This window comes from Streptomyces sp. NPDC093089 (assembly GCF_044754405.1).
In the GTDB taxonomy this organism is placed as follows: domain Bacteria; phylum Actinomycetota; class Actinomycetes; order Streptomycetales; family Streptomycetaceae; genus Streptomyces.
Genome location: NZ_JBIVPA010000002.1, coordinates 77,477 through 102,129 on the forward strand (window position 1 = coordinate 77,477; position 24,653 = coordinate 102,129).

Annotated in this window: 20 protein-coding genes and 5 pseudogenes; 16 read left to right on the forward strand and 9 right to left on the reverse strand. The window is 71.0% G+C overall.

Translation table 11 applies throughout. The features are described 5' to 3' along the window. Nucleotides 1-270 precede the first annotated feature (270 nt). Nucleotides 271-426, forward strand: a complete 156-nt coding sequence (locus ACIQFX_RS03875; protein WP_402458697.1) for a hypothetical protein — start codon at nt 271-273, stop codon at nt 424-426. Between the two features lie 161 nt (nt 427-587). On the opposite strand, the gene ACIQFX_RS03880 is transcribed toward ACIQFX_RS03875, so the two are convergent. Next, entirely contained in the window at nt 588-3,665 is a 3,078-nt protein-coding gene (locus ACIQFX_RS03880; RefSeq protein WP_402458699.1) for an AfsR/SARP family transcriptional regulator, read from the reverse strand. A gap of 156 nt (nt 3,666-3,821) precedes the next feature. On the opposite strand from ACIQFX_RS03880, the gene ACIQFX_RS03885 reads away from it, so the two are divergent. After that, entirely contained in the window at nt 3,822-4,583 is a 762-nt protein-coding gene (locus ACIQFX_RS03885) for a BTAD domain-containing putative transcriptional regulator (RefSeq protein ID WP_402458701.1), read from the forward strand. A gap of 41 nt (nt 4,584-4,624) precedes the next feature. On the opposite strand, the gene ACIQFX_RS03890 is transcribed toward ACIQFX_RS03885, so the two are convergent. Next, complete coding sequence (locus ACIQFX_RS03890; protein ID WP_402458702.1) at nt 4,625-5,206, reverse strand: hypothetical protein; 582 nt, start codon at nt 5,204-5,206, stop codon at nt 4,625-4,627. A gap of 261 nt (nt 5,207-5,467) precedes the next feature. On the opposite strand from ACIQFX_RS03890, the pseudogene ACIQFX_RS03895 reads away from it, so the two are divergent. From ACIQFX_RS03895 to ACIQFX_RS03905, 3 genes and pseudogenes are all read left to right on the forward strand, one after another. Beyond that, nucleotides 5,468-5,617: pseudogene (locus tag ACIQFX_RS03895) on the forward strand (type II toxin-antitoxin system RelE/ParE family toxin); the annotation flags it as partial. A gap of 61 nt (nt 5,618-5,678) precedes the next feature. Then, nucleotides 5,679-6,059, forward strand: a complete 381-nt coding sequence (locus ACIQFX_RS03900; protein WP_402458704.1) for a CPCC family cysteine-rich protein — start codon at nt 5,679-5,681, stop codon at nt 6,057-6,059. A 160-nt stretch (nt 6,060-6,219) separates the two neighbouring features. Continuing rightward, nucleotides 6,220-6,441 carry a hypothetical protein gene (locus ACIQFX_RS03905; RefSeq protein WP_402458706.1) on the forward strand — a complete coding sequence of 74 codons (222 nt, stop codon included), beginning with the start codon at nt 6,220-6,222 and terminating at the stop codon, nt 6,439-6,441. A gap of 90 nt (nt 6,442-6,531) precedes the next feature. On the opposite strand, the gene ACIQFX_RS03910 is transcribed toward ACIQFX_RS03905, so the two are convergent. The 3 genes and pseudogenes from ACIQFX_RS03910 to ACIQFX_RS03920 all read right to left on the reverse strand — a co-directional run. Further along, nucleotides 6,532-9,849: a hypothetical protein gene (locus ACIQFX_RS03910; protein ID WP_402458708.1), complete on the reverse strand. Its 3,318-nt coding sequence runs from the start codon at nt 9,847-9,849 to the stop codon at nt 6,532-6,534. Nucleotides 9,850-9,919: 70 nt separating this feature from the next. Further along, a complete protein-coding gene (locus ACIQFX_RS03915) occupies nt 9,920-10,555 on the reverse strand; it encodes a hypothetical protein (RefSeq protein ID WP_402458710.1) in 636 nt (211 codons plus the stop codon). 133 nt (nt 10,556-10,688) lie between these two features. Continuing rightward, a pseudogene (locus tag ACIQFX_RS03920) lies at nt 10,689-10,895 on the reverse strand (helix-turn-helix domain-containing protein); the annotation flags it as partial. Nucleotides 10,896-10,940: 45 nt separating this feature from the next. Between ACIQFX_RS03920 and ACIQFX_RS03925 the strand changes: the two are divergent. From ACIQFX_RS03925 to ACIQFX_RS03950, 6 genes and pseudogenes are all read left to right on the forward strand, one after another. Then, nucleotides 10,941-11,447: pseudogene (locus tag ACIQFX_RS03925) on the forward strand (phosphotransferase); the annotation flags it as partial. A 28-nt stretch (nt 11,448-11,475) separates the two neighbouring features. Then, a pseudogene (locus ACIQFX_RS03930) lies at nt 11,476-11,796 on the forward strand (SAM-dependent methyltransferase); the annotation flags it as partial. 36 nt (nt 11,797-11,832) lie between these two features. After that, nucleotides 11,833-12,377, forward strand: a pseudogene (locus ACIQFX_RS03935) (HAD domain-containing protein). Nucleotides 12,378-12,500: 123 nt separating this feature from the next. Next, nucleotides 12,501-13,928: a hypothetical protein gene (locus ACIQFX_RS03940; protein ID WP_402458712.1), complete on the forward strand. Its 1,428-nt coding sequence runs from the start codon at nt 12,501-12,503 to the stop codon at nt 13,926-13,928. Between the two features lie 1,472 nt (nt 13,929-15,400). Next, on the forward strand, nt 15,401-15,652 hold the full coding sequence (locus tag ACIQFX_RS03945; protein WP_402458713.1) for a hypothetical protein: 252 nt from the start codon (nt 15,401-15,403) through the stop codon (nt 15,650-15,652). Beyond that, a complete protein-coding gene (locus ACIQFX_RS03950) occupies nt 15,652-16,044 on the forward strand; it encodes a DNA-binding protein (RefSeq protein ID WP_402458715.1) in 393 nt (130 codons plus the stop codon). The genes ACIQFX_RS03945 and ACIQFX_RS03950 overlap by 1 nt, the downstream gene beginning before the upstream one ends. 117 nt (nt 16,045-16,161) lie before the next feature. Here ACIQFX_RS03950 and ychF read toward each other — a convergent pair whose 3' ends face one another. Next, nucleotides 16,162-17,250 (reverse strand): redox-regulated ATPase YchF, encoded by a 1,089-nt coding sequence (gene ychF, locus ACIQFX_RS03955; protein ID WP_402458717.1) that lies wholly within the window; start codon nt 17,248-17,250, stop codon nt 16,162-16,164. Between the two features lie 251 nt (nt 17,251-17,501). On the opposite strand from ychF, the gene ACIQFX_RS03960 reads away from it, so the two are divergent. Continuing rightward, nucleotides 17,502-18,107: a DUF6542 domain-containing protein gene (locus ACIQFX_RS03960; RefSeq protein WP_402458719.1), complete on the forward strand. Its 606-nt coding sequence runs from the start codon at nt 17,502-17,504 to the stop codon at nt 18,105-18,107. Nucleotides 18,108-18,171: 64 nt separating this feature from the next. Here ACIQFX_RS03960 and ppgK read toward each other — a convergent pair whose 3' ends face one another. Both ppgK and ACIQFX_RS03970 read right to left on the reverse strand, forming a co-directional pair. Continuing rightward, entirely contained in the window at nt 18,172-18,915 is a 744-nt protein-coding gene (gene ppgK / locus ACIQFX_RS03965; RefSeq protein WP_402458721.1) for a polyphosphate--glucose phosphotransferase, read from the reverse strand. 29 nt (nt 18,916-18,944) lie between these two features. After that, the gene (locus ACIQFX_RS03970; RefSeq protein ID WP_376483219.1) at nt 18,945-19,964 is read right to left on the reverse strand and encodes a 4-hydroxy-3-methylbut-2-enyl diphosphate reductase; all 1,020 of its coding nucleotides are present in this window, start codon (nt 19,962-19,964) and stop codon (nt 18,945-18,947) included. A gap of 54 nt (nt 19,965-20,018) precedes the next feature. Here ACIQFX_RS03970 and ACIQFX_RS03975 point away from each other — a divergent pair, with 54 nt between their 5' ends. The 4 genes from ACIQFX_RS03975 to ACIQFX_RS03990 all read left to right on the forward strand — a co-directional run bounded on the left by ACIQFX_RS03975 (nt 20,019) and on the right by ACIQFX_RS03990 (nt 23,913). Continuing rightward, the gene (locus ACIQFX_RS03975) at nt 20,019-21,380 is read left to right on the forward strand and encodes an APC family permease (RefSeq protein ID WP_402458722.1); all 1,362 of its coding nucleotides are present in this window, start codon (nt 20,019-20,021) and stop codon (nt 21,378-21,380) included. 54 nt (nt 21,381-21,434) lie between these two features. Beyond that, nucleotides 21,435-22,655: an exodeoxyribonuclease VII large subunit gene (gene xseA, locus ACIQFX_RS03980; protein WP_402458724.1), complete on the forward strand. Its 1,221-nt coding sequence runs from the start codon at nt 21,435-21,437 to the stop codon at nt 22,653-22,655. Between the two features lie 160 nt (nt 22,656-22,815). Then, on the forward strand, nt 22,816-23,070 hold the full coding sequence (locus ACIQFX_RS03985) for an exodeoxyribonuclease VII small subunit (RefSeq protein ID WP_402458726.1): 255 nt from the start codon (nt 22,816-22,818) through the stop codon (nt 23,068-23,070). Nucleotides 23,071-23,322: 252 nt separating this feature from the next. Continuing rightward, nucleotides 23,323-23,913, forward strand: coding sequence for a malonic semialdehyde reductase (locus tag ACIQFX_RS03990; RefSeq protein WP_402458728.1), 591 nt, complete (start codon nt 23,323-23,325; stop codon nt 23,911-23,913). Between the two features lie 104 nt (nt 23,914-24,017). Here ACIQFX_RS03990 and ACIQFX_RS03995 read toward each other — a convergent pair whose 3' ends face one another. Next, entirely contained in the window at nt 24,018-24,551 is a 534-nt protein-coding gene (locus ACIQFX_RS03995; protein WP_402458730.1) for a DUF4245 domain-containing protein, read from the reverse strand. Nucleotides 24,552-24,653 lie beyond the last annotated feature (102 nt).

Below are 24,653 nucleotides of genomic sequence, written 5' to 3' on the forward strand. Positions count from 1 at the left end.
CGGTCCCCTCGGAACCGCTCCGCACCACTCCACCTCCTCCGCTCCACCCCCTCCGCACCACTCCCGCACACGCGGCCCCCGGCTTCCCCCGCCGGGGGCCGCGCCCCGTTTCCGCAGGTGGGAGGCGCCGGGAAGGGGAACGGATAGCGGGCCGATAAGCAATCGAAGCCCCCTCCCCCTAACGTCTGTCGATGTCAGACCGAGTCGCCCGGGGAACGGACCGGCACCAGGCCGGAATCCGGTGGGCGACAAGCGAGAAGGAGCGGGGACATGGGGAACGAGCGTCTGGTCAAGGCCGTTGCGGCGATCGCGGCAGTCATCACGGGCGTCGTGCTCGCCACCGGTACCGCCGTGGCCGGCGGGACGACGGTGACGACCGCGACCGGCGACACCACGCCGATCGTCCAGACCGAGCCCTGGGACTGACCCGCAGCCAGGGCCACGCCTCCTGCGGGAGGTGCGCGCCCGGGATCGCCGTACAGGCCGAGGCCTGAGACCGAGCCGGCGCCCGGGCGCACACCTCCTACGGGAGGCGTGGCCCGGGATCGCCGTACGGACCGAGACTTGAGACCGAGCCGGAGGCTTGGTCACGCCTCCTGCGGGAGGTGCGCGCCCGGTGCCCGCGCCTCCGCGAGTTCGACGCGGAGCAGCTGCAGGCGGTCCAGCAGGACGGTGCTGCCGGTCTCCTCGGCCAGGGCGAGGGCGGCGGCGAGGTCCTCTTCGGCCCGGTCGGCGCGGCCGGCGCGCAGGCGGGCCTCGGCGAGACCCAGCAGGACGTAGGCCATGCCGAGCCGGTCGTGCTTGGCGCGGACGATTCCGGCCGCCTCGGTCAGGGCCTCCTCGGCCTCCGGCAGCCGCCCGGCCACGAGCAGGGCACGCCCCAGCCGGTGGAAGGCCTGGGCCGCGCCACGGGTCGCGCCCAGCCCGCGGGCCAGCGCGACCGCCTCCCCGCCGAGGCGTACGGCCTCGTCCGGGTCCCCCGCGTCCAGGGCGATCTGGGCGAGGTTGTTGAGCGCGTGGGCCTGCGCGGAGAGGTCCCCGGCGGCCCGCAGCGCGGGCAAGGCGCCGTCCAGGAGTGCGCGTGCCGCGCCCGCGTCGCCCCGCTGGCGGACCACGACGGCCAGCTTGCAGGCGTTCAGCGCGGCCCCGTAGACCTCACCGCCGGCCCGGAGCACACCGTCCGCCTCTTCGAGGAGCCGGACGGCGGCCTGCGACTCGCCCCGGTAGAGCCGGGCGGCACCCAGCTCGCCGAGCATCACGCCCTCGCCCTGCCGGTCCCCGGCGGCCCGGGAGGCGGCCAGGCCCTCCTCGCAGAGGCGGCGCCAGTCGTCGGTGTTGCTGCGGATCTCGCAGAAGCCGACGGTGGACGAGGCCAGGTCCCAGGCGAGCGCGGCGAGTCCCAGCCGGGCGGCCTGGGTGACGGCCGCCACCAGGCAGTGGCGTTCGGAGTCGAACCAGTCCAGCGGGCGGGTCAGCAGGTCGTCGAGGAGGTCCCGGTCGACGTGCGGGCGGGGCGCCGGGCCGTGCACCACCGAGTGGTCGCCGCCGTACTCGCGGCGGTGGGCGGCCTCGGCGACGGTCAGCCAGCTGTGCAGCGCCCGGTCCCGGGCCGCCTCGGCGGCCGGGCGATCGGGGTCCTCCTGGGCGCGTTCGCGCGCGTAGAGGCGGAGCAGGCTCTGGAAGCGGTAGCGGTACTGGCCGGTGGCGTCCGGGCCGGAGACCTCCAGGAGGTGGGCGTCGGTGAGTTCGTCCAGGTACTGCTCGGCGGTCTCCACCGGGCAGTCCAGGAGGGCGGCGACGGCCCAGGCCGGCACGTCGGGGACGTCGAGGAGGGAGAGCCGCCGGTACACGGAGGCGAGGCCCGGTGACAGGCAGCCGTGGCTCAGCTCGAAGCTGGCCCGGACCCGGCTCCCGCCGAGGCTGAGCTCGTCCAGGCGCCGGTGCTCGTCGTCGAGCCGGTCGGCGAGGCGGCGCACCGTCCAGTGCGGGCGGGTGGCCAGCCGGGCGGCGGCGATGCAGAGGGCGAGCGGCAGCCCGTCGCAGAGTTCGGCCAGCCGGGCCGTCTGCGCGGGGAAGGCGGCGGTACGGCCGCCGGTGACGATCCGGTCGAGCAGCGCGGTGGAGTCTGCCCGATCGAGGACCCCGAGCGGCACCCGGACGGCGCCGTGCCGCAGCACCAGCTCCTCCATGCTCTCCCGGCTGGTGACGACCACACAGCAGCCGCCGTTGGCCGGCAGCAGCGGGGCGACCTGCGAGAACGAGGAGGCGTCGTCCAGGACGACGAGGACCCGGCGGCCGCGCAGCAGCCTGCGGTAGAGCGAGATCCGGGACGCCTCGTCGTCGGGCAGCCGGTCGCCGGGCGCGCCGAGCGAGCGCAGCAGGCGGCCGAGGACCTCGCCGGGGGCGGCCGGGGCCGAGCCCAGGTCCACGTGGAGGCAGCCGTCCGGGAAGGAGGCGGCCGCGCGGTGCGACCAGTGCACCGCCAGCGCGGTCTTGCCGATCCCGGCCACCCCGGTGACCAGCGCCACCCGGGGCGGCTCGCCGTCGGGGCGGCCGTCGAGGAGGGCGTCGAGGACCTCGGTCTCGGCGGTACGGCCGGTGAACGAGGGGATGTTCGGGGGGAGGTCGGACGGAGCGAGGGGCGATGCGACGGGCGACACGACGGGCGGGGCGGGACGGCGGTCGCCGGGGGCGGGGGCGTGGACGGGGGTCGGAACGGGGGCGGGGGCCTCGCTCGGGAAGTTCGCGAGCGAGGTCCCCGACCGGTCGGCTTCCGATGCCTCGGCCGTGGCGGGCACGACGGTCCCGGCGGGTACGGCGGGCGCGAGGGGTGCCACGGGTGCCACGGTCACGGCAGGCGCAACAGGCGCAACAGGTAGGACAGCCGCGACGGGCTCGGGGACGGTCGGCGGGGCCGCGATCGCCGGGTCCTCGCAGAGGACCGCGTGGTGCAGCTCCCGCAGTGCGGTGCCGGGTTCGAGCCCCAGCTCGTCGACGCACAGCTGGTGCCCGGTGCGGAAGGTCTCCAGGGCTTCGGCCCGGAGGCCGGACCGGTACTGGGCGAGCATCAGCGAGTGCCGGGTGCGTTCGCGCAGCGGGTGCTCCCTGACGAGCGCGGCCAGTTCGGCGGTGAGCTCCTGGTGGCGGCCCAGGGCGAGCCGCAGTTCGGCGTGGTCGTCGAGCGCGGTCAGCCGCTGCTCCTCCAGCCAGCAGGCTTCCTGCTCCAGCGCGTAGCCGGTCAGGCCGTCCAGGGCGGGGCCGCGCCACAGGACGAGGGCCCGCCGGTAGGCCTCGGCGGCCTCCGCCGGGCGGCCGGAGCCGGCGAGCCCGGAGGCCTGCCCGGCCAGCGAGAGGAAGTCCACGAGGTCGACGCCGTGGCCGTCGGTGTCGAGCCGGTACCCGGGGTGGGAGGTGACGATGACCTCGCCGTCGACGCCCGCCTCCCGGAACAGCTTGCGCAGTTGGGCGACGCAGATGGAGATCTGGGTCCGGGCGGTGGGCGGCGGCGAGCCGTCCCAGACGGTCTCGGCGAGTTCGTCCACGGAGACCGTACGGCCGCGCCGCAGCAGAAGCAGGGCCAGCACCGCGCGCTGGCGGGCCCCGCCGAGCCGGATCTCCCGGTCCTCACAGGCCAGTCGGAGTGTCCCGAGCAGGCAAAACCGCATCGACGCCAATCCAGGCCCCCCCTGAAAGTTGTCATGATCATAATAGCTGGGGCACGGGTTCGACAGAGGGGACGAGCCCCGTCCGCGTCGGCGGGCCGGACGGCCGATAAGCGGCCGATACCGGGGGGATGGGCCGCCCGCCTACGGTCGCTGCCCATGACGCCCTTCCTGGAGACCGCACTGCTCGGACCGGTCCGCATCCGGGCCGCGTCCGGGGGCGCGGAGAACGCCCTGGGCGGCGCGAAGCCCCGTACGGTCCTCGCCGTACTGCTGCTCGCCGAGGGGCGGGTCGTCCCCGACGGACGCCTCATCCGCGCCCTGTGGGGCGAGCGCCCCCCGGCCCGCGCCGTCGCCCAGCTGCACACCTACGCCTCCCGGCTGCGCGCCCCGCTCGACGGGGCCGCCCGGCTGGAACGGGTGGGACGCGGCTACCGCCTCTCGGCCGTCCCGGGACGACTCGTCTGCGACCACCGCCTGTTCGCGGAGCGCGCCGCGCTCGGCGGCACGCTGCTGCGGCAGGGGGACGCCCGGCAGGCCGCCGCCGTCCTGCGTTCGGCGCTCGACCTCTGGCAGGGCGAGGCCCTCGCCGACGCCACCGAGCACCTGGCCCAGGAGGAGCGCCCCTGGCTGGAGGAGGCCCGGCTCACGGCCCTGGAGGACCGGGCCGAGGCAGAACTCGCCACCGGCCTCCCGCACGGCCTGGTCGCCGAACTGACCCGGCTGGTGGCCCGGTATCCCCTGCGCGAGCGCTACCGCTCCCTGCTGATGACCGCCCAGTGCCGCGCGGGCCAGCCCGCGGCGGCCCTGCTCCAGTTCCACTCCGGCCGGCAGCTCCTCGCCGACCGCCTGGGCGTCGGCCCCGGCCCGCTGCTCACCCGCACCTTCCAACTGGCCCTCGCCGGCGACCTCGCCGGCTGAACCGGCCCTCCGCCGACCCTCCGCCGACCCTCAGGCGATCCTCAGGCGGGAAGCAGCGCGAGCGCGGCCGGCACGTCCGGCACACAGGCGGCGGAATCCTCCAACACCGCCAACACGGCGTCCACACCCTCGCACGCCCACCCCGAGCGCCTCTCGTCACCCGCCCGCCACAGCCAGAGCAGGGCGGCCCCGACGTAGCAGAGCGCGTACCGGGCGGCGAGCCTCCCCGCGGCGCCCCCCTCGACGACATCCCCGCCCTCGGCCAGCTCCCAGTGCAGCCGGTCCGCAGCCTCCGCGAGCCGGTCCGCCCGCGCGGCCATTGCACTCCCCGCCGACTCCCGGCTCAACCCGGGCAGCGACTGCACCACCGCGCAGCCCCTCCCGTCGTCCCCCCCGACGGCCAAACCCACGTCCGCCGTCTCCCCCACGAATCCGGCCGCCGCACGGAACAGCGCCCCACCGTCGGTCCGTTCCCCCGCGAACCCGCGCACCAACTCCGGCACCCGCTCCAGAAGCGCCTCCGGCGCCCCCCCGAACACCGCAGCAGTCACCGCCGCCTGCCCGGGCAACAGCCGTAACGTGCCCTCCGCGTACTCCAGCACGGCTCCCCGCACCGCCCCCATACCCGCTCCTCCCACCAGCCCCCCGCCGTACGGGTTCGGAAGACCAACATCGCGGACGCCCCTGCACAACTTCTGTATTTTCCCCGCACCCCCCACACCAAGGACACAATCCGGACACCCACCCCTCTCCAGAACTCAGCCCGGCCCCGTAGTACCGGGAGTGGGAAGAGTGCGAGATCAACCGGATCGTCGACGAGCGCATGGCCAATCCGGCGCCCGGCATCCCGATCGAGGACGTCATGAGGGAGACGCTGGCGCGTAGTGAGTGAGTACCGCACCGTCTTCCGGCCCAAGGCCCAGGCCGAACTCCGCAAGATCCCGCGAGAGATGGTCCTCCGCGTTCTGGTCAAGTTGACCGAACTGGAGAGCGACCCTCACGGAATGGACGAAGGGGACCGGCTGCGGACTGGTCGGGGGCCCGAGGCAGAGAAATCCGTGGCACACCGGCGGGACCTGCAACGAGACTGCGCAGGTGAGCGACTCCCACCCCTGCCCGTGCTGCGGGCACCGCGTACTCGGCACGATGCCCGGCTCGTACGAGATCTGCCCCGTCTGCTTCTGGGAGGACGACGGGGTCCAGTTCCGCTGGCCGACCATGGCCGGCGGGGCGAACAAGGTCTCCCTGATCGAGGCCCAGCGCAACTACCAGGACTTCGGCGCCTGCGACCAGCACGGCCGCCGGTACGTCCGCCCGCCGGCCGAGGACGAGCCGCTCGACCCCGCCTGGCGCCCCATCGACCCGACACGCGACTCCTTCGAGGACCGGGCGGCCGAGAACCGCGCCCCATGGCCCGAGGACCTCTCGGTGCTCTGCTGGTGGCTGCCCACTTTCTGGCGCCGGGACCACCCATGACCACGCGCATCGAGAGACTCGTCCAGCAGCTCGACGACTCGACCGGCCCGTCGTCCCACCGCTCACCGCACGCCTACGGCCCACCGCTACGGACGACGCCCACGGCTGGCCCTCGACCCACTTCACCGAGATCGTCAACGACCTCGCCGACCACGCCCAGGTGATCCTCTACTCCCAGTTCCGGGAGGCGAACGCCGGCCGCACGTACGGCGTCTCCGGCCCCGACCTGGACCGGGCACTCGACTGCACCGCGCCCTGGGAGCACCTGGTCGAAGAGTCCCGCACCTGGTCCCTGCTGGAAGCCTCCGAAGCCCCCACCGGCAGCAACATCTTCGTCACCCCCACCTGGATCGACCGCACCGACCTGCGCCCGGAGAGGTGACCGACGCCGTCCCAGCACCCCGAGGAGATCAGCTACGGCCACATAGTCGAGGGCTCAGGGTGACAACTGACAGCCGTGACGGCGAACGACTTAAACCGGAATTCCGGGGCCTCGTGGCTGAAGCTTCTTGAGGAACGGCTCGTAGGTATCAGCGACAGACATGAACTGGTGGTTGCCGCGGCAGAACCTCTTGCCTTCCGCGATGATCTGGAGAATCAAAGTCTGATTGTCCAGAAACGTCTGGGAATCGAGGGTCTCGGCACATGCCTCCAGCCATCTGCTGCCTTCACGGGCCAGGATCGTGTAACTGTGCGGTGCGTCTCCGCCTCGTTCGCGAGTGACGGCATAGAGCTCCTGGACAGCGTTGACGGCTGCCCTTTCGAGATCGGGTTTGCGTGGCGCCTTGGCCGCCGCCTTCAGGTCGATCGCGCTACTGGTGGTTCGCACGAAGGTGTCCTGCTCTCCTCCGTCACATCCCTTGGCACTCAGCAAGTGGTTGCGGGCGACACCGAGGTCTCCGCTCTCCAGCTCGAACTGCCCCCGCTGCAGCCAGTAGTGCCGATCGTCCTGCAGCGAGGGGAGCACCCTGTCGTAGATATTCCGCACAGATTGGACCGGGAGCTTCAGGTCGTTCATCAGCGAATGACTAAGCAGCTTGATCATCGCTCTGCGCAAGGGATGGTCGTTGTCCTGGATGTTGCATGCCCTCGCCGCATAGAAGACGAGCAAAAACTCCACCACCGAGGACAGTTGCTCAACGTTGTTCCTGAGCACCGAATCGACCACGCTGTCCGCGATGGCGCGCTGCCGGCACCGGACTCGGCCGTCACCGGACCGCATGAGTATCCCCATCCCGACAAGCCTCGAGACGGCTTCGCGGAGGCTGCGGGTGGGCGCCTTGCCGCCGGCGATGATCAACAGCAGATCTTCTTCGTCAATGCCGCGCTGCTTGTAGACGAGCGCGGATTCGAAGAGGCAGACGGTCGCGTACGCCGCCCGCTCATCGCTGCCCAACTGTTGGAACTCACTGCGGACCTTCTCCTCGAAGTCCTTGCCGGTCACCACCTTGATCATCGCTGCAAGCAGACCCCGCTCGCAGATGGTGCGCATCGCGTTGAGACGCTGATGCGGCAGGCGATGCTTCTTCAGCTCACCCAGCAGTCCCTGCTTCTTCAGTGCCTTGATGAGGTTCTTCAGATCCGCATCGGTGAGAGGCTCGTCGGATCGCAAGGTGGTGGGATCGAACGTGGCGTCCAGGACGGAGTGACGGGTCGTGCGGATGGCGGCGACCACTGCAGTCTCGCCGTTTTTGTTCAGGGTCTTGAGCATCGACGCCGCCTGGCCGCCGAACATGTCGACGTCATCAACGAAGACGGCCCCGACGTGCTGTTCCAGGACCTGGTCCTCGATGGTCCGGCGCGGCACCGAGGCGTCACGGTCCACCCAATACACCTTCTCGCCCCGCACATGGAAGCGGTACGCACACTGCATCAGTGCCGTCGTCTTGCCCGAGCCAGCGCTTCCCTTGAGCAGGACAATGGGTGCCCGATCACTCTGATCACGCTGCGCCGCCTTCTCCAGCGCGTCCACCATCGACAGGTCGGCGGCGACGTTGTGGACGATGTCACCCCACGTGGGCTCACTGCCCTCCAGAAAGGCACGGCCTCCCTTCGGCACGTCCGCGATCAAAGACGCCACCTGCACGGCTCCGGTGCCTCTGCGTTCGCCCGCGTGCGACTGCGAGAGCGACCGCATTCCCTCAATCAGATCTCCGTGACCGGGGTTCAGTCTCCGGGTCGCGAAATCGAAAGGGGCCTCCTGGATGTGCCTCAGCCCTGCGCGCCGTAGCCTGGGACGGTTGGCATCGGAGCCCGCGGGAGTGACGATGAAACCCGGGTAACCGCCACCGGATCCGGACAGTCTGTCGGTCAGCGCGATCGTGTCCCACAGCGCCGGGCTGTCGGGAGACAGTGCCATGAACAGCACCGGACGATTGAGCAGTTCGGTCTGGAACTGCCGGCGCCACAAGTTGCGGGGATCGCTGTCCTGCGTCGACACCGTCCCGAAGTCGTATCCCCCCGCCTCGCCCACCGTTCCGTTCATGGACACGACTTCGATGGCGTTCTTCTTCTTCCCGGGCACCTCCTGAGCCCCGTTGACAAGGGCGACGGTGTCGGCAAGTTGCGGATCTCGACCGACAGCGACGGCAAAGGTGTCGGACCCCGTGAAATCGTAGATCCGCCACCAGGGAGACTTCAGCACACGGTGTGCCGCTCGAGGATTCGCGCCGGGTGGGCATAGCAGCGCTTTGGCCTGCTGCTCGAGCTGACCTGCGGACAGCTCCTCGCGGGCGGCGTCCCAGGTTTCCGCGAGTGACGGCAGAGGCGAAGGGGTGGAGCCGTACACCAGCCGGGCGAGCCGTTCGTTCAGCTCGTCCGTCCCCAGAACCGCGCCGTCGGCTTCGGGCCCGGAAACCAACACCAGCACCATGCGCCCGGTGGAAGCCTGCTGGTAGAAGTCCTCAATCAGCGCCGCTTCGTCGGTTTCCTCCGGTGCGCGGTCCCGGTTCGTCGGCGCGGGCGCGGTCACTGATGCGGAAGAACCTCGTGACAGCAGGGGAACGGGGCGACCCGCTTCGACATCCACCACTTCGAGGCCCTGGTCGCGGAAGTCCACCCGCAGCAGCCGGTGCACCTGCCCAGGAGCCCGGGACACGACCTGCCAGCCGCTGCCTGCCTCCCCCTCTCCGGCCAGGGCGAGCACGGGCGCGGAAATACCAGAGACATCGGGGGGAATGCACGTGTGGCCGGAGAGAAGGACTGTCAGCGCCTTGTCCCCGGACCAAGCCGAGAAGTCCGCGCCGACCGCACGGTTCAGCTGTTCGTCGTAGCAACCCGCCAAGGCCACCGGAGCGTCCTCGGCGACCATGCGGAAGACCGTGTTGACCGTGACCAGGCCGATGCGCTTGCTCTCCAGGTCGATGCTCGATGCCGCATCACCGGCCAGCACGCCGGTGTGCAACCAGGAACCGGGCTGGCGAATGCGACTCTGCCATTCTTCGAACCCGCCGAAGACATCGGTCCTCAGCGGCTGCGCCACCTCCTCATCGAGGTCACCGCGCCAGAAGTCGTCGGCGTAACCGTCCCACATGTCCGTCAGAGCGCGGCGGACCAGGGGCCGACGCCCAGTCCCGTCCGTACGGCGGTCACCCAATCCGGGGGCCGCGAGAACCACCGGCATGACTTTCGGTGCATGGCCCATGCACTCCAGCATCAGTGTGTCGACCAGGTCCCGGGCGGCCTGATATCCGCCCCCGGGCAGCTCCCCGCGGGTGCCGAGGACGAACAATCCATCAAGATGCTTCCCCGAGTCATGAAGGCTTCGCAGATCCTGGACGACAGCCTCCACGGCGCGATCGAACGCCTCCGTGGGTCCGGGCACAGGACCCACACAAAGAATGTGTGCCGAGGCTTCCCGCTCAGCCATCGCCTAACCTCACTCCCTTGACCGCAGACCGGGGGATCCGTAGGGAATCACCCTGCCCCTCACACGTGCCCTTCTTGGGCTTCACCTCGATGAACTGTGCGGTCAGTGACCCCTTGACGACCTTGCCCGAAATACGGTCGAGCCCCGAGCCACACAGAGCGGTCAGCGTCGTCCGATAGGACGGGTCGACGACGACGGTCCCCGAGACGGACTCTTCCTCAGGCCCCAACAGCACCCCGAGGGCGAACGTGACAACGCTCATGAAAACCGCCGCCGCGGCGACCCAGTTGGCCCGCGCCTGACGTTTGTCGATCTCCCGGGCTTCATGGTTGGCCTTGTCCAGGACCCTTTTGACCAGTGCCTCACGGGTCTTGACGAAACCGGGCCCTGGGGCGTCCACCACGGGCAACGCGACCGCGCTCATGTAGAGCAGAGCCGCGATCAGCCACAACGCGACTGCGATGACCGCAGCAACCTGGGTCGGCTTGCCCCGATCCGCCAGGGTCGTGAACGTCAGGGCGGCAAAGAGGCCTCCGGCGAACAGGGTGATGGTGGACTGTGCCGCCTGCGCCCTGAGTCGTGCGTTGAAGCCCGACTGAACCCGCTGCGCATAATAGGCCTCGGTCACCGGGGCTGTTACTGCGTCAAGTACGCGTTCATAGTCCGCCGTTTGCGCCTGAGCGCCTCCCAACCGAACCTCCCCCATGGATCTTGGCATGGAGCGTAACAATCTATCAGCGCACTGCGCCGGCGTTCGGCGTCTTCGGACCCCGCGCCATCAGCTCCGCCTTCCACTGAGCGATCGAAGCCCGGTAGCTGAGCTGTCCGCCACGCGTGGCCCCGTTGCGCCGCAGCTTCCTCAAGACGGTCGACAAGTCTCTGCCCAGCCAGCGTGCGATCTCACGCACGCCTTCGCACTGGGCGTTGAACAGCGCGATCTCCTCGCGTGCGGTGAAGGAGAGGTGCTGGCGGCGCGACCTGGCGAAGGGCACTCGCACCTTCGGGCCGACCATCCGGGCTTCGACGCCGAGCGCGACCGCCTTCTGCACGCCCTCGGGCTTACCTCCCTCTCCGAGGAGCAGGCTGCCACTCGTCTGCTGGCTGTGGCCGCGCGCACGGCCCCAGACTACGTGCCTCGCGTATGGGTGCACTCCGAGTTCCACCCCACCAGCCTCCACATCTGCGAGCGCGGCTGGCGGCTCCTCGACTTCGCCCGCGCCTTCACCGGCCCCGGCCTGCTCGACCTCGCCAACTGGCACGGCACCATCGAGTCCCCACACCCCGTCCGCCTGCGCGTCTTCCTGGAGCAGTACGTCACCGCCGGCGGCACCCCCGACGCCCTCGCCCCACGCGGCGGGCTCACCGCCGAGAACTGGGCCCTGGGCTGGCACCGCATGTGGGCCGTCGAGTGGTTCATGGAGCAGTCCATCCGCTGGATCAACGACCCGGCCACCGACCCCGCCTACCTCAAGGCCGTCCGCCGCCACCTCACCGACGTCCTCCACCTCCTGGAGATCTGACGTGCTCGCTCAGGCATCCCCCTGGCACGCCCCCGAGCTCCTGCTCCCGGCCATCGCCCAGCGCCTCACGCCCGGCCGGGTGCTCCCCTTCTCCGTCCCGCACCCGCACCCGCACCCGCACCCGCAGCGTGGCGGCCGAAGCCCTTCGGGTGACGACCGTCCTCGCCGCGACCACGTCACCCTTCCCGACCGCACCCGACTCCCCATCGCCCGCTGGGAGTTCTCCACGGACCGGTGGGAGAAGCGCCTCAGCCAGGCGGGCTTCTGGCTCACTTCGGCCCAGGAGTTCCACGACCCCCGCATAGGCCACTGGCCCACCACCCTGCTGATCCGCGCCCGCAAGCTCTGACCAACCATTCGCCCCGGCTTCCCCCTGGAGGAACCGATGCGCCCGCCCTACCTGCTTCTCGACATCGACGGCGTCCTCATACCCTCCCCCAACGCGGACGGCTCGACCCCGGCCACCCACGCCCGTCACGACGTCGTCCCCACCGGCCGCAGCGCCGACACCCAATCACCGTCTGGCTCGACCCTGCCCACGGCCCCATGCTCATGGACGTGATCCGCACCGGCCTGATCACCCCGATCTGGTGCACCAGCTGGCGCCAGGACGCCACCACCCTCATCGGCCCGCTCCTCGGCCTCCCGGACCTGCCGTACGTCGACCTCCCACGCCCGCAGATCACCACCAGCCACCCCAACGGCTACCTGTGGAAGCGCGACCACGTCGACGCCTGGCTCGGCGACGCCCCCGCCGTCTGGATCGACGACGACTTCACCGGCCTCGACCATGAATGGGCGGCGGAGCGCACTGCGAAGGGAACAGCGACCCTCCTCATTCAGCCCGACCCTCACCTCGGTCTACACCCCGAGCACCTGACCGAGGTCACGAAGTGGGTCGCGCAGTTACCCACAACCCGCGCCGCCTGACGACTGATGCCCTCGCTGCCACGAGCAGCGAGGGCATCAGAGTATTGCTCGAGCGTGAGCCGTCCGCAGTCCGTGGCACGTATCGGCGCCGCTGATGTCCGAGTCGGCTGGAACACTGCGGCCGTGATCAACGAGACGACCCCAGACCTTCCGGTTTTTCCCGCCGGCGCCCTGCCGCCCAGAGCACAGGAAGAGCTCGCCGGCACCGCCTGGGAAGAGCTGCCGCACGTCTGCACGGGCCGGCACGGTGTGCCTGACACACCGGACATCCTCGGCGCCGTGCTCGCCACCGACCCGGCGCGCCGGGCCCGGGCGGTGGGGGATCTGTATCGGCTGCTCCTCAATCGGGAGCGGGTGTTTCCGGCGACCGCTCCGGCGGCCTTGGTCCTCGCTCGTCTTCTCGACGATCCGCGCACCCTCGCCGAAGACCGGTGGGGGGGCAGGGCCGGTCGGCGGCCGCTTCGCGCCGAACTGCTGAACTGGCTGGCTTCGTTCGCCGACATCGCCCGCCTGGACGTCGAGGACGGCGCCGGCACGGCGCAGGATCTGGCTGCCGCTCGTGCGGCGAGGCCGGTGCTCCACGACCGCATCGCGGATTTCTGCGACGCCGACGATCCGCTGGTGAGGGAGGCCGCGCTCGCAGCCACCGCCCTGCTCCTGGCCGCCCCCGCCCTCGCCTCGTCCGTACCCCGGTACGCGCCCGCCGTCCGCGAGGTCCTTGCCGTGAGCGCGGACTCGTACCACCGGTGGATCGCCCGGGAACGGCTGGCTGCCTGGGGTGAGGACGTCACCGGTCTCGTCGCTGCGGAGGAGGAGCGCCGTGCGGCCCTGGACCGGGCGGGCGAGTTGGCGGAGGACCCGTTCAGCGGCCGGGAGCAGAAGCAGGCGATCCGTCGGCTGGAAGAGCAACCCGAGGACACCGCGGCTCCGGAACGATTCGGCCGCCGGCGTGAGGACCGGATCGCGGCCCTACCGGCCGCCCCGCGCGAGCCGACACCCGAGCCGCCCGTGGCAGCCCCGGGGAGCGGGACGGGGTACCGCGGCCCGTGGCGGGTCGCGCCCGAGGAGGAGCGTGCCGAGTGGACGTTCACGCCGTACGTAGGAGTCGGCCCGCTGCACTTCGGGATGACCTTGGAGGAGATCACCCTCGTCCTCGGCGAAGGACCGGCCGTCTCGTCCTACTCCCACCACGGCGAAGACCGACAGCTCGACTACGCCGACTTCACCGAGAGCGGCGTCAGGACCCTCTTCCATGACGACCGCCTGGGGTGCGTCGCCGCAGACGCCCTCACCGGCCCCCAGGTGAGACTGGACGCAGCCCCGCTGACCGGCTGCGCACCTTCCCGTGTGGAGGACTGGCTCGTCCACCGCACCACACGGCCCGGCAGTCTGGCGTACAGCGTCGCCGGCGATCCGGTCTTCGCCGACCTCGGCCTGGCGATCCGCTCCCAGCGGGCCGGCGACGTCGTCCTGACCCGCCCCCTCTTCCTGCTCCACGACTGGCTCGACCTGTGGCACGCACTGCCCAGCGAGGAGTGGAACTGCTCCTGAAGCGGTGGTCCGCCGGCCGGCCTCACCCGAGTGCGGGAGTGACGGAAGCGGCACACCTGTCCGCCGGAGCGGGCGGGGAACCAACGTGAGCAGCTCTGTGGCCGGCAAGCCCGCACCGCCGCGCAGCACCTGAAAAGTCAGCACCACGTCAGCCCGGGAATGCGGAAGGGGTCGGGCTCGCTTGAGCCCGACCCCTTCCGACCTGCACATTCGACGAATCACCTCATGCGCAGTGACGAATCGATCACACGTTGAAGCGGAATGCCTGCTGCCCGATCCTGACCTGCGGCGGAGCCCCCTCCAGAGCCCTGACCTGGGACTTCCCGGTTGGCATGCGTTAGCTCACGACGGCCGTTTACGGGTGTCCTGCGGACTGGCTGCGGACTGGCCGGGTATCCCGAGGCCGAGAACGCGCGCTGGACCGACCTCCAGTGCGCCTTCGCCGGCAGCTGGTCACGTCCGTGGCTCGAGGTACTGGGCCGTGAGGTCCCCCTGCACCAGACGCTGCCGGGTGTACGGGGCTTCAGTCGAGTTCGCAGCCGATGCCATCACCGTCGGGGTCGAGGCGGTGGGGGTCGGAGGGGCCGACCGAAACGGGACCAGGAAGCTCTGAGCAGTCGACGTCGGGAACGCCCGCAGGAGGACCCGGGGGATACGAGCGGTTGGTGTCCTCCGGCACTGTCGGTGCTGCGCTCTCCGGTGTCGGGCTCGCTACCGGCCGTACGTCGGCATCGACAATCACCCCGTTCCTGACCGCGTACGTGCCCTCGAAGGAACGCACGGTCCCATCCGTCTGCAGGGCGTCGAGCGTGACCGTGACCGCGCCGTCCTGGACATCGACGATGCGGACGGTGTCCTGGACCGTGTCGGCAAAACCTGCCTGGAAGGACTCGTAAGAGCCCCCGAGATTCTTGCCCCCGAGGTCCCACGCTCGTCAGTGGTCGCGCGCATTGATGGCAGCGAAGTACGCCTCGACAGTGGAGGCCGCGTCAGCAGTGGGGGTCGCAGTCGGCTTCGGCGGGGTCGCAGTCGCCTTCGGCGGGGTCGCAGTCGGCTTCGGCGGGGTGGAAGGCGGCGTGGGAGTGGGCTTCGGCTCCGCTGTGACGGTCTGGGTCCTCGTGACTGTCGGACCCGTTTCCACCTTCTCCTCCTCACCGGAGGAGCCACAGCCGCTCACCCCTGCGAGTGCCAGTGCCAGGAGAGAGGCGCAACCGGTAGAGAGGATGCGGCGCATCGGATCACCTCGCGGAGCGGATCGCACTCACTTCAGTGTGCTCCGCCGGACTCGGCGGCGCCTGCGATCCCTGACGACTCCTCCATCCCCTGAAGGGGATGGCTTCTCGCTGAGCGGATTGGGCTTCGCCACGGACCGGGAACGTTGATCGCGCCTCCCCGCCGAGTCCACTGCGACCGGTCTGCCCTTGGGTCCATTCGCCTCACGAAGAAATACGACCGCCGGTAGGATCGGCACCATGAGCGGTAGCAGGAAGTATTCGATCAGCCTGCCCGAGGACCTCGCCGAGGCCGTACGCGCCCACGTGGGCCCGGGCGGCTTCTCCGCCTACGTCGCCGAGGCCCTAGAACAGCGGGTCGCCATGGACAGGCTCCGGGAGATCGTCGCCGACTTCGAGACCGACAACGAGGCCCTCACCCGCGAGGAGGTCGAGGCCGCACGGGCGCTGCTGCGCCACGACCACCGACAGGCCGGCGGGGCCGCCGCCTGATGTCCGGCACCCTCCTGCTCGACAGCGAAGGCCTCTCGAAGCTCTACCGCAAGGACCGCACCGTCGTGACTCTGGTCCAAGCGGCGTCGGAAGAGGGCATCCGCGTCGCCACCAGTGCCATGACCACCCTCGAGGCGGACTACGAGCGCATCCACCCGGCACGCATCATGTGGGTCCTCTCCCGCGTCGACGTTCACGACGTCACCAAGGAGATCACCGACCAGGCGGCCGCGCTTCTGCGCACCCATCACCTCCACGGCCACAAGTACGCCATCGATGCCGCCTTCGCCGTCATCGCCCGCAACGCACCCCGGCCGGTCACCGTCCTCACGTCCGACCCCGAGGACCTGACACTCCTGTGCGGCCCTTCCGTGGAAGTCGTGAAGGTCTGAGGCATCTCACGCCGACCGGACCTGCCACCGCCCCATCACGGGGCGAGGACTCCCCGCGAACAAAAACTTGTGCCCGACCCACCAACAAGCAGGTCGGGCACAGTTCTTGACGAGGCGTCACACGTTGAAGCGGAACTCCACCACGTCGCCGTCCTGCATGACGTACTCCTTGCCCTCCATGCGGGCCTTGCCGGCGGAGCGGGCGTCGGCGACGGAGCCGGTGGCGACGAGGTCGTCGAAGGAGATGACCTCGGCCTTGATGAAGCCCTTCTGGAAGTCGGTGTGGATGACACCGGCGGCCTCGGGGGCGGTGGCGCCCTGCTTGATGGTCCAGGCGCGGGATTCCTTGGGGCCGGCCGTCAGGTAGGTCTGGAGGCCGAGGGTGGCGAAGCCGACGCGGGCGAGGATGGCGAGGCCGGGCTCCTCGGCGCCGACGGACTGGAGGAGCTCCATGGCGTCCTCCTCGTCGAGCTCGGCGAGGTCCTGCTCCAGCTTGGCGTTGAGGAAGATGGCCTCGGCGGGGGCGACGAGGGCGCTCTGCTCGGCCTTGAAGGCGTCGTCGGTCAGCTCGTCCTCGTCGACGTTGAAGACGTAGAGGAACGGCTTGGTGGTGAGGAGGTGGAGGTCGTGGAGGAGCTCCGCCTTCTCCGAGCCCTGGACGATGCCCTGCGAGAAGAGGGTGTCGCCCTTCTCCAGGATCGCCTGGGCGGCCTCCACGGCGGCGACCTTGGGCGCCGTGTCCTTCTTGATCCGCATCTCCTTCTGGAGGCGCGGCAGGACCTTCTCGATCGTCTGGAGGTCCGCGAGGATCAGCTCCGTGTTGATCGTCTCGATGTCGTCCTTCGGCGAGACCTTGCCGTCGACGTGGACGACGTTCTCGTCCTTGAAGGCGCGGATGACCTGGCAGATCGCGTCCGACTCGCGGATGTTCGCGAGGAACTTGTTGCCGAGGCCCTCGCCCTCGCTCGCGCCGCGCACGATGCCCGCGATGTCGACGAAGTCGACGGTCGCCGGGAGGATGCGCTGGGATCCGAAGATCTCCGCGAGCTTGGTCAGGCGGACGTCGGGGACACCGACGACGCCGACGTTGGGCTCGATCGTGGCGAACGGGTAGTTGGCCGCCAGCACGTCGTTCTTGGTCAGGGCGTTGAACAGGGTCGACTTGCCGACATTCGGCAGACCGACGATTCCGATCGTGAGCGACACGGTGGCGACTTCCTGAAGTGTGGACGGGGGGCCGATCCCCCAGTTTACGGGCGGGGAGAACCGGCCAGTGACGCCCACCTTCGGTCGATCTCCGGCGCAACGTCACCCAAAGGGCGTGTCCCGGACCCGGTTCCCGGCCCCATCCGACCTACGTTGGTCGTGTGGAGCAGCAAAGGACAAGTCAGCCGCAAGGTCGCCGACGGCCGCAAACCCCCGTCACGCCGCCCCCGGCGCTCGTGGAGGGCGCGGCCGTGTACCGCGTGACCGGCCGGTCCGGGCGGGCCCCGGGCGACGCCCGGGTGCAGCGGGCCGCCGGGGTGGCGGGCGCCGCCGCCCGCGGGGCCGGCAGGCCGGCCGGGTCCAGGCCCGTGCCGCCCGTCGTCCAGGCCCTCCGCCGCCTGCCCTCGCCCCGGCTGACCGGGCTGGGCGCCGGGTTGTTCGCCTCCGCCGTGATGCTGACGGTCGGCTTCCTCGACCTGCTGCTCCTCGACGGCTCCCCCGTCGTCTACGGGCTGCTGTTCCTGCCGGTCAGCGCGCTGACCGCGCTCTGGGTCCGCACCGCCGACCTCGTGACGGCCCCGATCTGCGTCCCCATCGCCTTCGCCGTCGGCGTCGTCCCGATCGCGGGTGGTACGGGCGGGCTCGGCGGCCAGGCCATGGCGGTCGTCACGGCCCTCGCCGTCCACGCGGGCTGGCTCTACGGCGGCACTCTGGTCGCCGGGCTCGTCGCGAGTCTCCGGAAGGTACGGGAGATGGGCCGCCGCCATCAGCGTTCCGCCGCGGCCGCCCGGATCGCCGCGGCCTCCCCCGCCCCCGCGGAACCGCCCCGCGGCCCCCGCCGCCGCCCCGTGGTGTAGCCGGGGCGGGGCAGGGGGCTCCTGCCCGCCCGTGTGCCGGGGCCGTCGGCGTCGGCCGCCCGTGTCAGGCTCCTCGGGCCGCCATCGCCGCGCCGACGATGCCGGCGTTGTTCTGGAGTTCGGCGGGGAGGATCTCGGCGCGGATGCCCTCGACGAGGGGGAGGAACTTGTCGGCCTTGCGGCTGACGCCGCCGCCGATGATGAAGAGCTCGGGTGAGAAGAGCATCTCCACGTGGGCGAGGTACTTGCGGAGCCGGCGGGTGGCCCAGTGCTCCCAGCTGAGGTCCTCGTCCTCCTTGGCCTTGGTGGAGGCGCGGGTCTCGGCGTCGTGGCCCTTGAGTTCGAGGTGGCCCAGTTCGGTGTTGGGGACGAGGCGGCCGTCGGTGAAGACGGCGGAGCCGATGCCGGTGCCGAGGGTGAGGAGGATGACGGTGCCCTTGCGGCCGCGGCCCGCGCCGAAGGTCATCTCGGCGACGCCGGCGGCGTCGGCGTCGTTGAGGACGGTCACGGGGAGGCCGCCGAGGCGGTCGCCGATGAGGGTGCCGGCGTCGACGCCGATCCAGGACTTGTCGACGTTGGCGGCGGTGCGGATGGTGGAGCCGGTCACGACCCCGGGGAAGGTGACGCCCACCGGGCCGGTCCATCCGAAGTGCGCCACGACCTCCGCGACGCAGCCCGCCACACCGTCGGGTGTGGCGGGCTGCGGGGTCAGGACCTTGTGGCGCTCCTCGGTGAGCGCGCCGCGCTCCAGGTCCACGGGGGCGCCCTTGATGCCCGAGCCGCCGATGTCCACTCCGAAGACGTTCATGGACCCACGGTAAGGGCTTCGGCGCGGAGCTACTCCTTGACGGGCGCGGCCGCGGCGAGCTTCTCGGCCTCGGCGCGGAGGTCCTTGTTGCGGAGCTCCTTGGGCAGCGAGAAGGTCAGGGACTCGTCGGCGGTCTTGACGATCTCGACGTCCGCGTAGCCGCGCTCGGCGAGCCACTCCAGGACCTCCTGGACGAGGACGTCCGGGACGGAGGCGCCGGAGGAGAGGCCGACGCTGGTGACGCCTTCCAGCCAGGCCTCGTCGATCTCGGTGGCGAAGTCGACGAGGTACGCGGCGGGGACGCCGGCCTGCTTGGCGACCTCGACCATGCGGATCGAGTTCGAGGAGTTCTTCGAGCCGACGACGATCACCAGCTCGGCCTGGCCGGCGAGCTCCTTGATGGCGATCTGGCGGTTCTGGGTGGCGTAGCAGATGTCGTCGGACGGCGGGGAGATCAGCTGCGGGAACTTCTCCTTGAGGGCGTCGACCGTCTCCATCGTCTCGTCGACCGAGAGCGTGGTCTGGGAGAGCCAGACGACCCGGGAGGGGTCGCGGACCTCGATCTTGGCGACGTCGCCGGGGCCGTCGACCAGCTGGATGTGGTCGGGGGCCTCGCCGGAGGTGCCGATGACCTCCTCGTGGCCCTCGTGGCCGATGAGGAGGATGTCGAAGTCGTCGTTGGCGAAGCGGACGGCTTCCTTGTGGACCTTGGTGACCAGGGGGCAGGTCGCGTCGATGGTCGCGAGGCGGCCCTGGCGGGCCTCCTCGTGGACGGTCGGGGCGACGCCGTGCGCGGAGAACATCACGATGTTGCCCGGCGGGACCTCGGTCGCCTGGTCGACGAAGATCGCGCCCTTCCGCTCCAGGGTCTGGACGACGTACTTGTTGTGGACGATCTCGTGGCGCACGTAGATCGGGGCCCCGTACTGCTCCAGGGCCTTCTCCACGGCGATCACGGCACGGTCGACGCCCGCGCAGTAGCCACGGGGTGCGGCGAGCAGGACACGCTTCGGGCGGTTCGTCGCGGGCGTTGCAGTCATGCGTCCCATCGTAAGGCCGCGTCGGTGGGCGCTTTGGTCGGCAGGGTGGCAGAAACTGTCGCCATGGCCGAGGAAACGCAGGTGGCGGCGGACGGGGAGCACACCGGTCTACGACGGAACCTCGGGTTCCGCGACCTGGTCGTCTACGGGCTGCTGTTCATCGCGCCGATGGCCCCGGTGGGCGTCTTCGGCACGCTCGACGCCAAGTCGGGCGGGGCAGTCGCACTGGTGTACCTCGTGGCGACGGTCGCCATGGCGTTCACTGCGTTCAGCTACGCGCAGATGGTGCGGGTCGCGCCGCAGGCCGGTTCGGTGTTCACGTACGCCCGCAAGGGCCTGGGGGAAGGGCCGGGATTCGTCGCCGGGTGGATGGCGATGCTCGACTACCTGCTGATCCCGGCGGTGGCCTACCTCTTCGCGGGCATCGCGATGGAGGCGCTGGTCCCGGAGGTCCACCGGTGGGTGTGGACGGGGATCGCCGTGGTCGTCACCACGCTGCTCAATTTGTGGGGCGTACGGGCGGCGGCCCGGGTCGGCTTCGCGGTGCTCGCCCTGGAGATCGTCGTCCTGCTGGTGTTCGTCGGGTCGGCGGTGGTGGTGCTCGTACGGGACGGGGCGCGGCGCGACTGGTGGTCGCCGCTCACCGGGGACACCGGCTTCTCCCTGGCGGCCGTCCTGGGCGCGGTGTCGGTGGCCGTCCTGTCCTACCTGGGCTTCGACGCGATCGCGTCGTTCGCGGAGGAGGTCACCGGCGGCTCGGCGAAGGTGGCGCGGGCGGTGCTGTTCTGCCTGGCCCTGGCGGGCGTGCTCTTCATCGCCCAGTCCTGGCTGGTGGCGCTCCTGGAGCCGGTCTCGTCGGCGGAGCTCGCGGCCGACCCGGGGAAGCAGGGCTCGGCGTTCTACGACGCGGTGGACGCGTCCGTCGGCGGCTGGCTGCACGACCTGGTGGCCGTCTCGAAGGCGATCGGCGCGGCCTTCGCGGCGCTCGCCGGGCAGGCGGCCGGCGGGCGGCTGCTCTTCGCGATGGGCCGTGACCGGCGGCTGCCGCACCTGCTCGCCCGTACGGACGGGGGCGTGCCGCGGGTGGCGCTGCTGGTGGCGGCGTCGGTGACGATGGTCGCGGCGGTGTGGGCGGCCCGGCGGGACGACGGCCTCGACCACCTCGTGTCGGTGGTCGACGTCGGCGCGCTGACGGCGTTCGTGCTGCTGCACGCGAGCGTGGTGGGGTGGTTCGCCGTCCGCCGGGCGGAGGGGCCGCCGAACGTGCTCCGGCACATCGTCCTGCCCGTGGTCGGCGCGGCGATCCTCGTCGCGGTGATCGTGGAGGCCTCCGTCGCCGCCCAGGTGGTGGGGGTGGTGTGGCTGGGCGTCGGGCTGGTCGTCCTGGCCGTCCAGGGCGCGGCCCGGACCTCCCCGCCCGCGTGACCCGGCCCTCCGCGCGGTCCTGACGTTGTCGTACCGCGCGGTTACGCTCGGTCCATGGGTCTGACTACGTCCGCCGAAGCACCGCTTCCCGTCGGTGAGGTCTCCCGGCTGATCGGGGGGTGGATCGACCGGCTCGGGGCGATCTGGGTCGAGGGGCAGATCACGCAGCTGTCGCGGCGGCCCGGCGCCGGGGTCGTGTTCCTGACGCTGCGGGATCCCTCGCACGACATCTCCATCGGGGTCACCTGCTACCGCAAGGTATTCGACGCGGTCGCGGACGTCGTGTCGGAGGGCGCCCGGGTCGTCCTGCACGCGAAGCCCGAGTGGTACGCGCCGCGCGGGCAGCTGTCGCTGCGGGCCGTGGAGATCAAGCCGGTCGGGATCGGCGAGCTGCTCGCCCGTCTGGAGCAGCTGAAGCGGAGCCTGGCGGCCGAGGGCCTCTTCGCGCCCGACCGGAAGAAGCCGCTGCCGTTCCTGCCGCACCGGATCGGCCTGGTCTGCGGCCGCGCCTCGGCGGCGGAGCGGGACGTCCTGGAGAACGCGCGGCGCCGCTGGCCGGCCGTCAGCTTCGAGGTGCGGAACGTCGCGGTGCAGGGCGTGAAGGCCGTCCCTCAGGTCGTCCAGGCGCTGCGGGAGCTCGACGCGGACGACGAGGTGGACGTGATCGTCGTCGCCCGGGGCGGCGGCAGCGTCGAGGACCTCCTGCCGTTCTCGGACGAGCAGCTCGTCCGCGCGGTGGCCGACTGCCGTACGCCGGTGGTCTCCGCGATCGGCCACGAGCCCGACTCGCCGCTGCTCGACCTGGTGGCGGACCTGCGCGCCTCGACGCCGACGGACGCGGCCAAGAAGGTCGTGCCGGACGTCGGGGAGGAGCTGGACCGGGTGCGCGGCCTGCGGGACCGCGCGCTGCGGACCGTGCGGGGACTCCTGGACCGGGAGGAGCGCGGCCTGGCGCAGGCGCTCGCCCGGCCCGTCATGGAGCATCCGCAGCGCATGGTCGAGGTCCGCGAGGACGAGATCTCCGCGCTGCTCGCCCGCAGCCGGCGGGTGCTCGGGCACCTCCTCGACCGGGCGGACTCCGAGCTGTCGCACACCCGGGCGCGGGTCCGGGCGCTGTCGCCTGCCGCGACGATGGAGCGGGGGTACGCGGTGCTCCAGCGGGCGGACGGCACGGTGGTCCGCTCCCCCGAGGAGGTCGCGGACGGCGAGGACCTGCGGGCCCGGGTCGCCGAGGGCGAGTTCGCGGTGCGCCGCGTGGCGGCCGACCCGTCCTGACGGGGAGATCCGTACGCGGAGATCCGTACGCGGAGATCCGTACGCGGAGATCCGTACGCGGAGATCCTGGCGGAGAGATCCCGGCTCGGATCCTGGCGCGGGGACACAGGGACACAGGGACACAGGGATTCAGAGGAAGCGGACACGGAGGGTGGAGTTCATGGCAGCCGGTACGGAAGAGGCGGCGCTCGGGTACGAGCAGGCGCGGGACGAGCTGATCGAGGTCGTCCGCCGCCTGGAGGCGGGCGGGACGACCCTGGAGGAGTCCCTCGCGCTCTGGGAGCGCGGCGAGGAACTGGCCAAGGTGTGCCGGCGGCGCCTGGAGGGGGCGCGGGCCCGGCTCGACGCCTCGCTGGCGGCGGAGCGCGCGGCCGAGGCCGGGGAGGCGGCGGAAGGGGACGGGGGCGACGAGTAGCGCCTGCCCCCCCCCCCGGCGTCTCCGGTTCGGACTCCGGGGAAGCGCCCGGGGCTTCGCTCCGGGCGTCGATTCCGGCCTCGTTTCGGGCTTCGCCGTGGTTCGGCGGCGGATCTGCCGTAGACTCGGCGAAGTGAAACGGATCACTATCCGGATGGATTAGTTGAAGTTTCACCAATCCTGGGCGTACTGTCGAGACATCGCTTGAACCTTGTACGAGCGACTCCCCTTGCAGTCCGGAAGGTACGCAGCATGTCTCTCGCCCTTGACCCCGCCGCCCAGGACCTCCTCTTCCGTGAGGCCCGCACCGCCAACACGTTCACCGACGAGCCGGTCACCGACGAGCAGGTCCAGGCGATCTACGAGCTGGTGAAGTTCGGCCCGACCGCCTTCAACCAGTCCCCGCTGCGCATCACGCTGGTCCGCTCCCCCGAGGCCCGCGAGCGCCTGGTCAAGCACATGGCCGAGGGCAACCAGGCCAAGACCGCCACGGCCCCGCTCGTCGCGATCCTGTCGGCCGACAACGAGTTCCACGAGGAGCTCCCGGCCCTGTTCCCGCACTTCCCGCAGGCCAAGGACATGTTCTTCGCCGAGCGCCCGGTCCGCGAGGGCTCGGCCACGCTGAACGCCGCCCTGCAGGCCGCGTACTTCATCGTGGGCGTCCGCGCCGCCGGCCTGGCCGCCGGCCCGATGACCGGCCTGGACTTCGCCGGCGTCCAGAAGGAGTTCCTGGACGACGACCACACCCCGCTGATGGTCGTCAACATCGGCAAGCCGGGCGAGGACGCCTGGTTCCCGCGCTCCCCGCGTCTGGCCTACGACGAGGTCATCACCACCGTCTGAGCCACGCCGCACCGGCAGGCCGAACGGGCACAAGGGGAAGGGCCCCGCACTCGACGAGTGCGGGGCCCTTCCCGTACGCCCGGGTGGGGTGGACGGTCGGAGGGTCAGACCTTGTTCGAGCGGAGCGCGCCGGCCATCTCGGCCAGCCGCTCGAAGGAGGCGGTGCCGGTGACCACGGTCGTCGCGTCGCCGTCGGTGCGGACGAGCGCGTCGTACTTGGGGCCCTCCCAGCGCTGCCAGACCTGGCCGGCCACCGTCTCCGTGCGGCCGGTGTTCTTGGCGCGCTGGGTGACGTCCGGCACATAGGTCTTCGCCGCCGCCGTCGACTGGTGGATCGCCACGTACTGCGTGTCCGGGGAGAGGAAGCCGAGCTGCCAGGCGTTGGCCTTCTCGCGCTTGTACGAGACGACCGTCGCCTTCCACCCGTCGCCGAGGCCCTCGGGGGCCAGCACCGGATAGGGAGCCGCCCGCTGGGCCGTGATGAGCTCGACCCGGTAGTCCTTCGCCTTGACCGGTTCGGGTTCCTCGTCATGCGGAATGAAGAGATACATCACGCCCGCGGCGATCAAGATCACCCCGAGGGACTGGAACATCCCGCGTACCGTCTGCCTGCCTCGCATACCTGCCACGCCCACCATGGTCGCATCAGGGTCTCGTGCTCATACGTGGGCCCCTCTGCTCATTTTGTCGACGTACCGATAGAGTCGCATCACCCTCTTATTTCCGGCCGTCGCCGTACA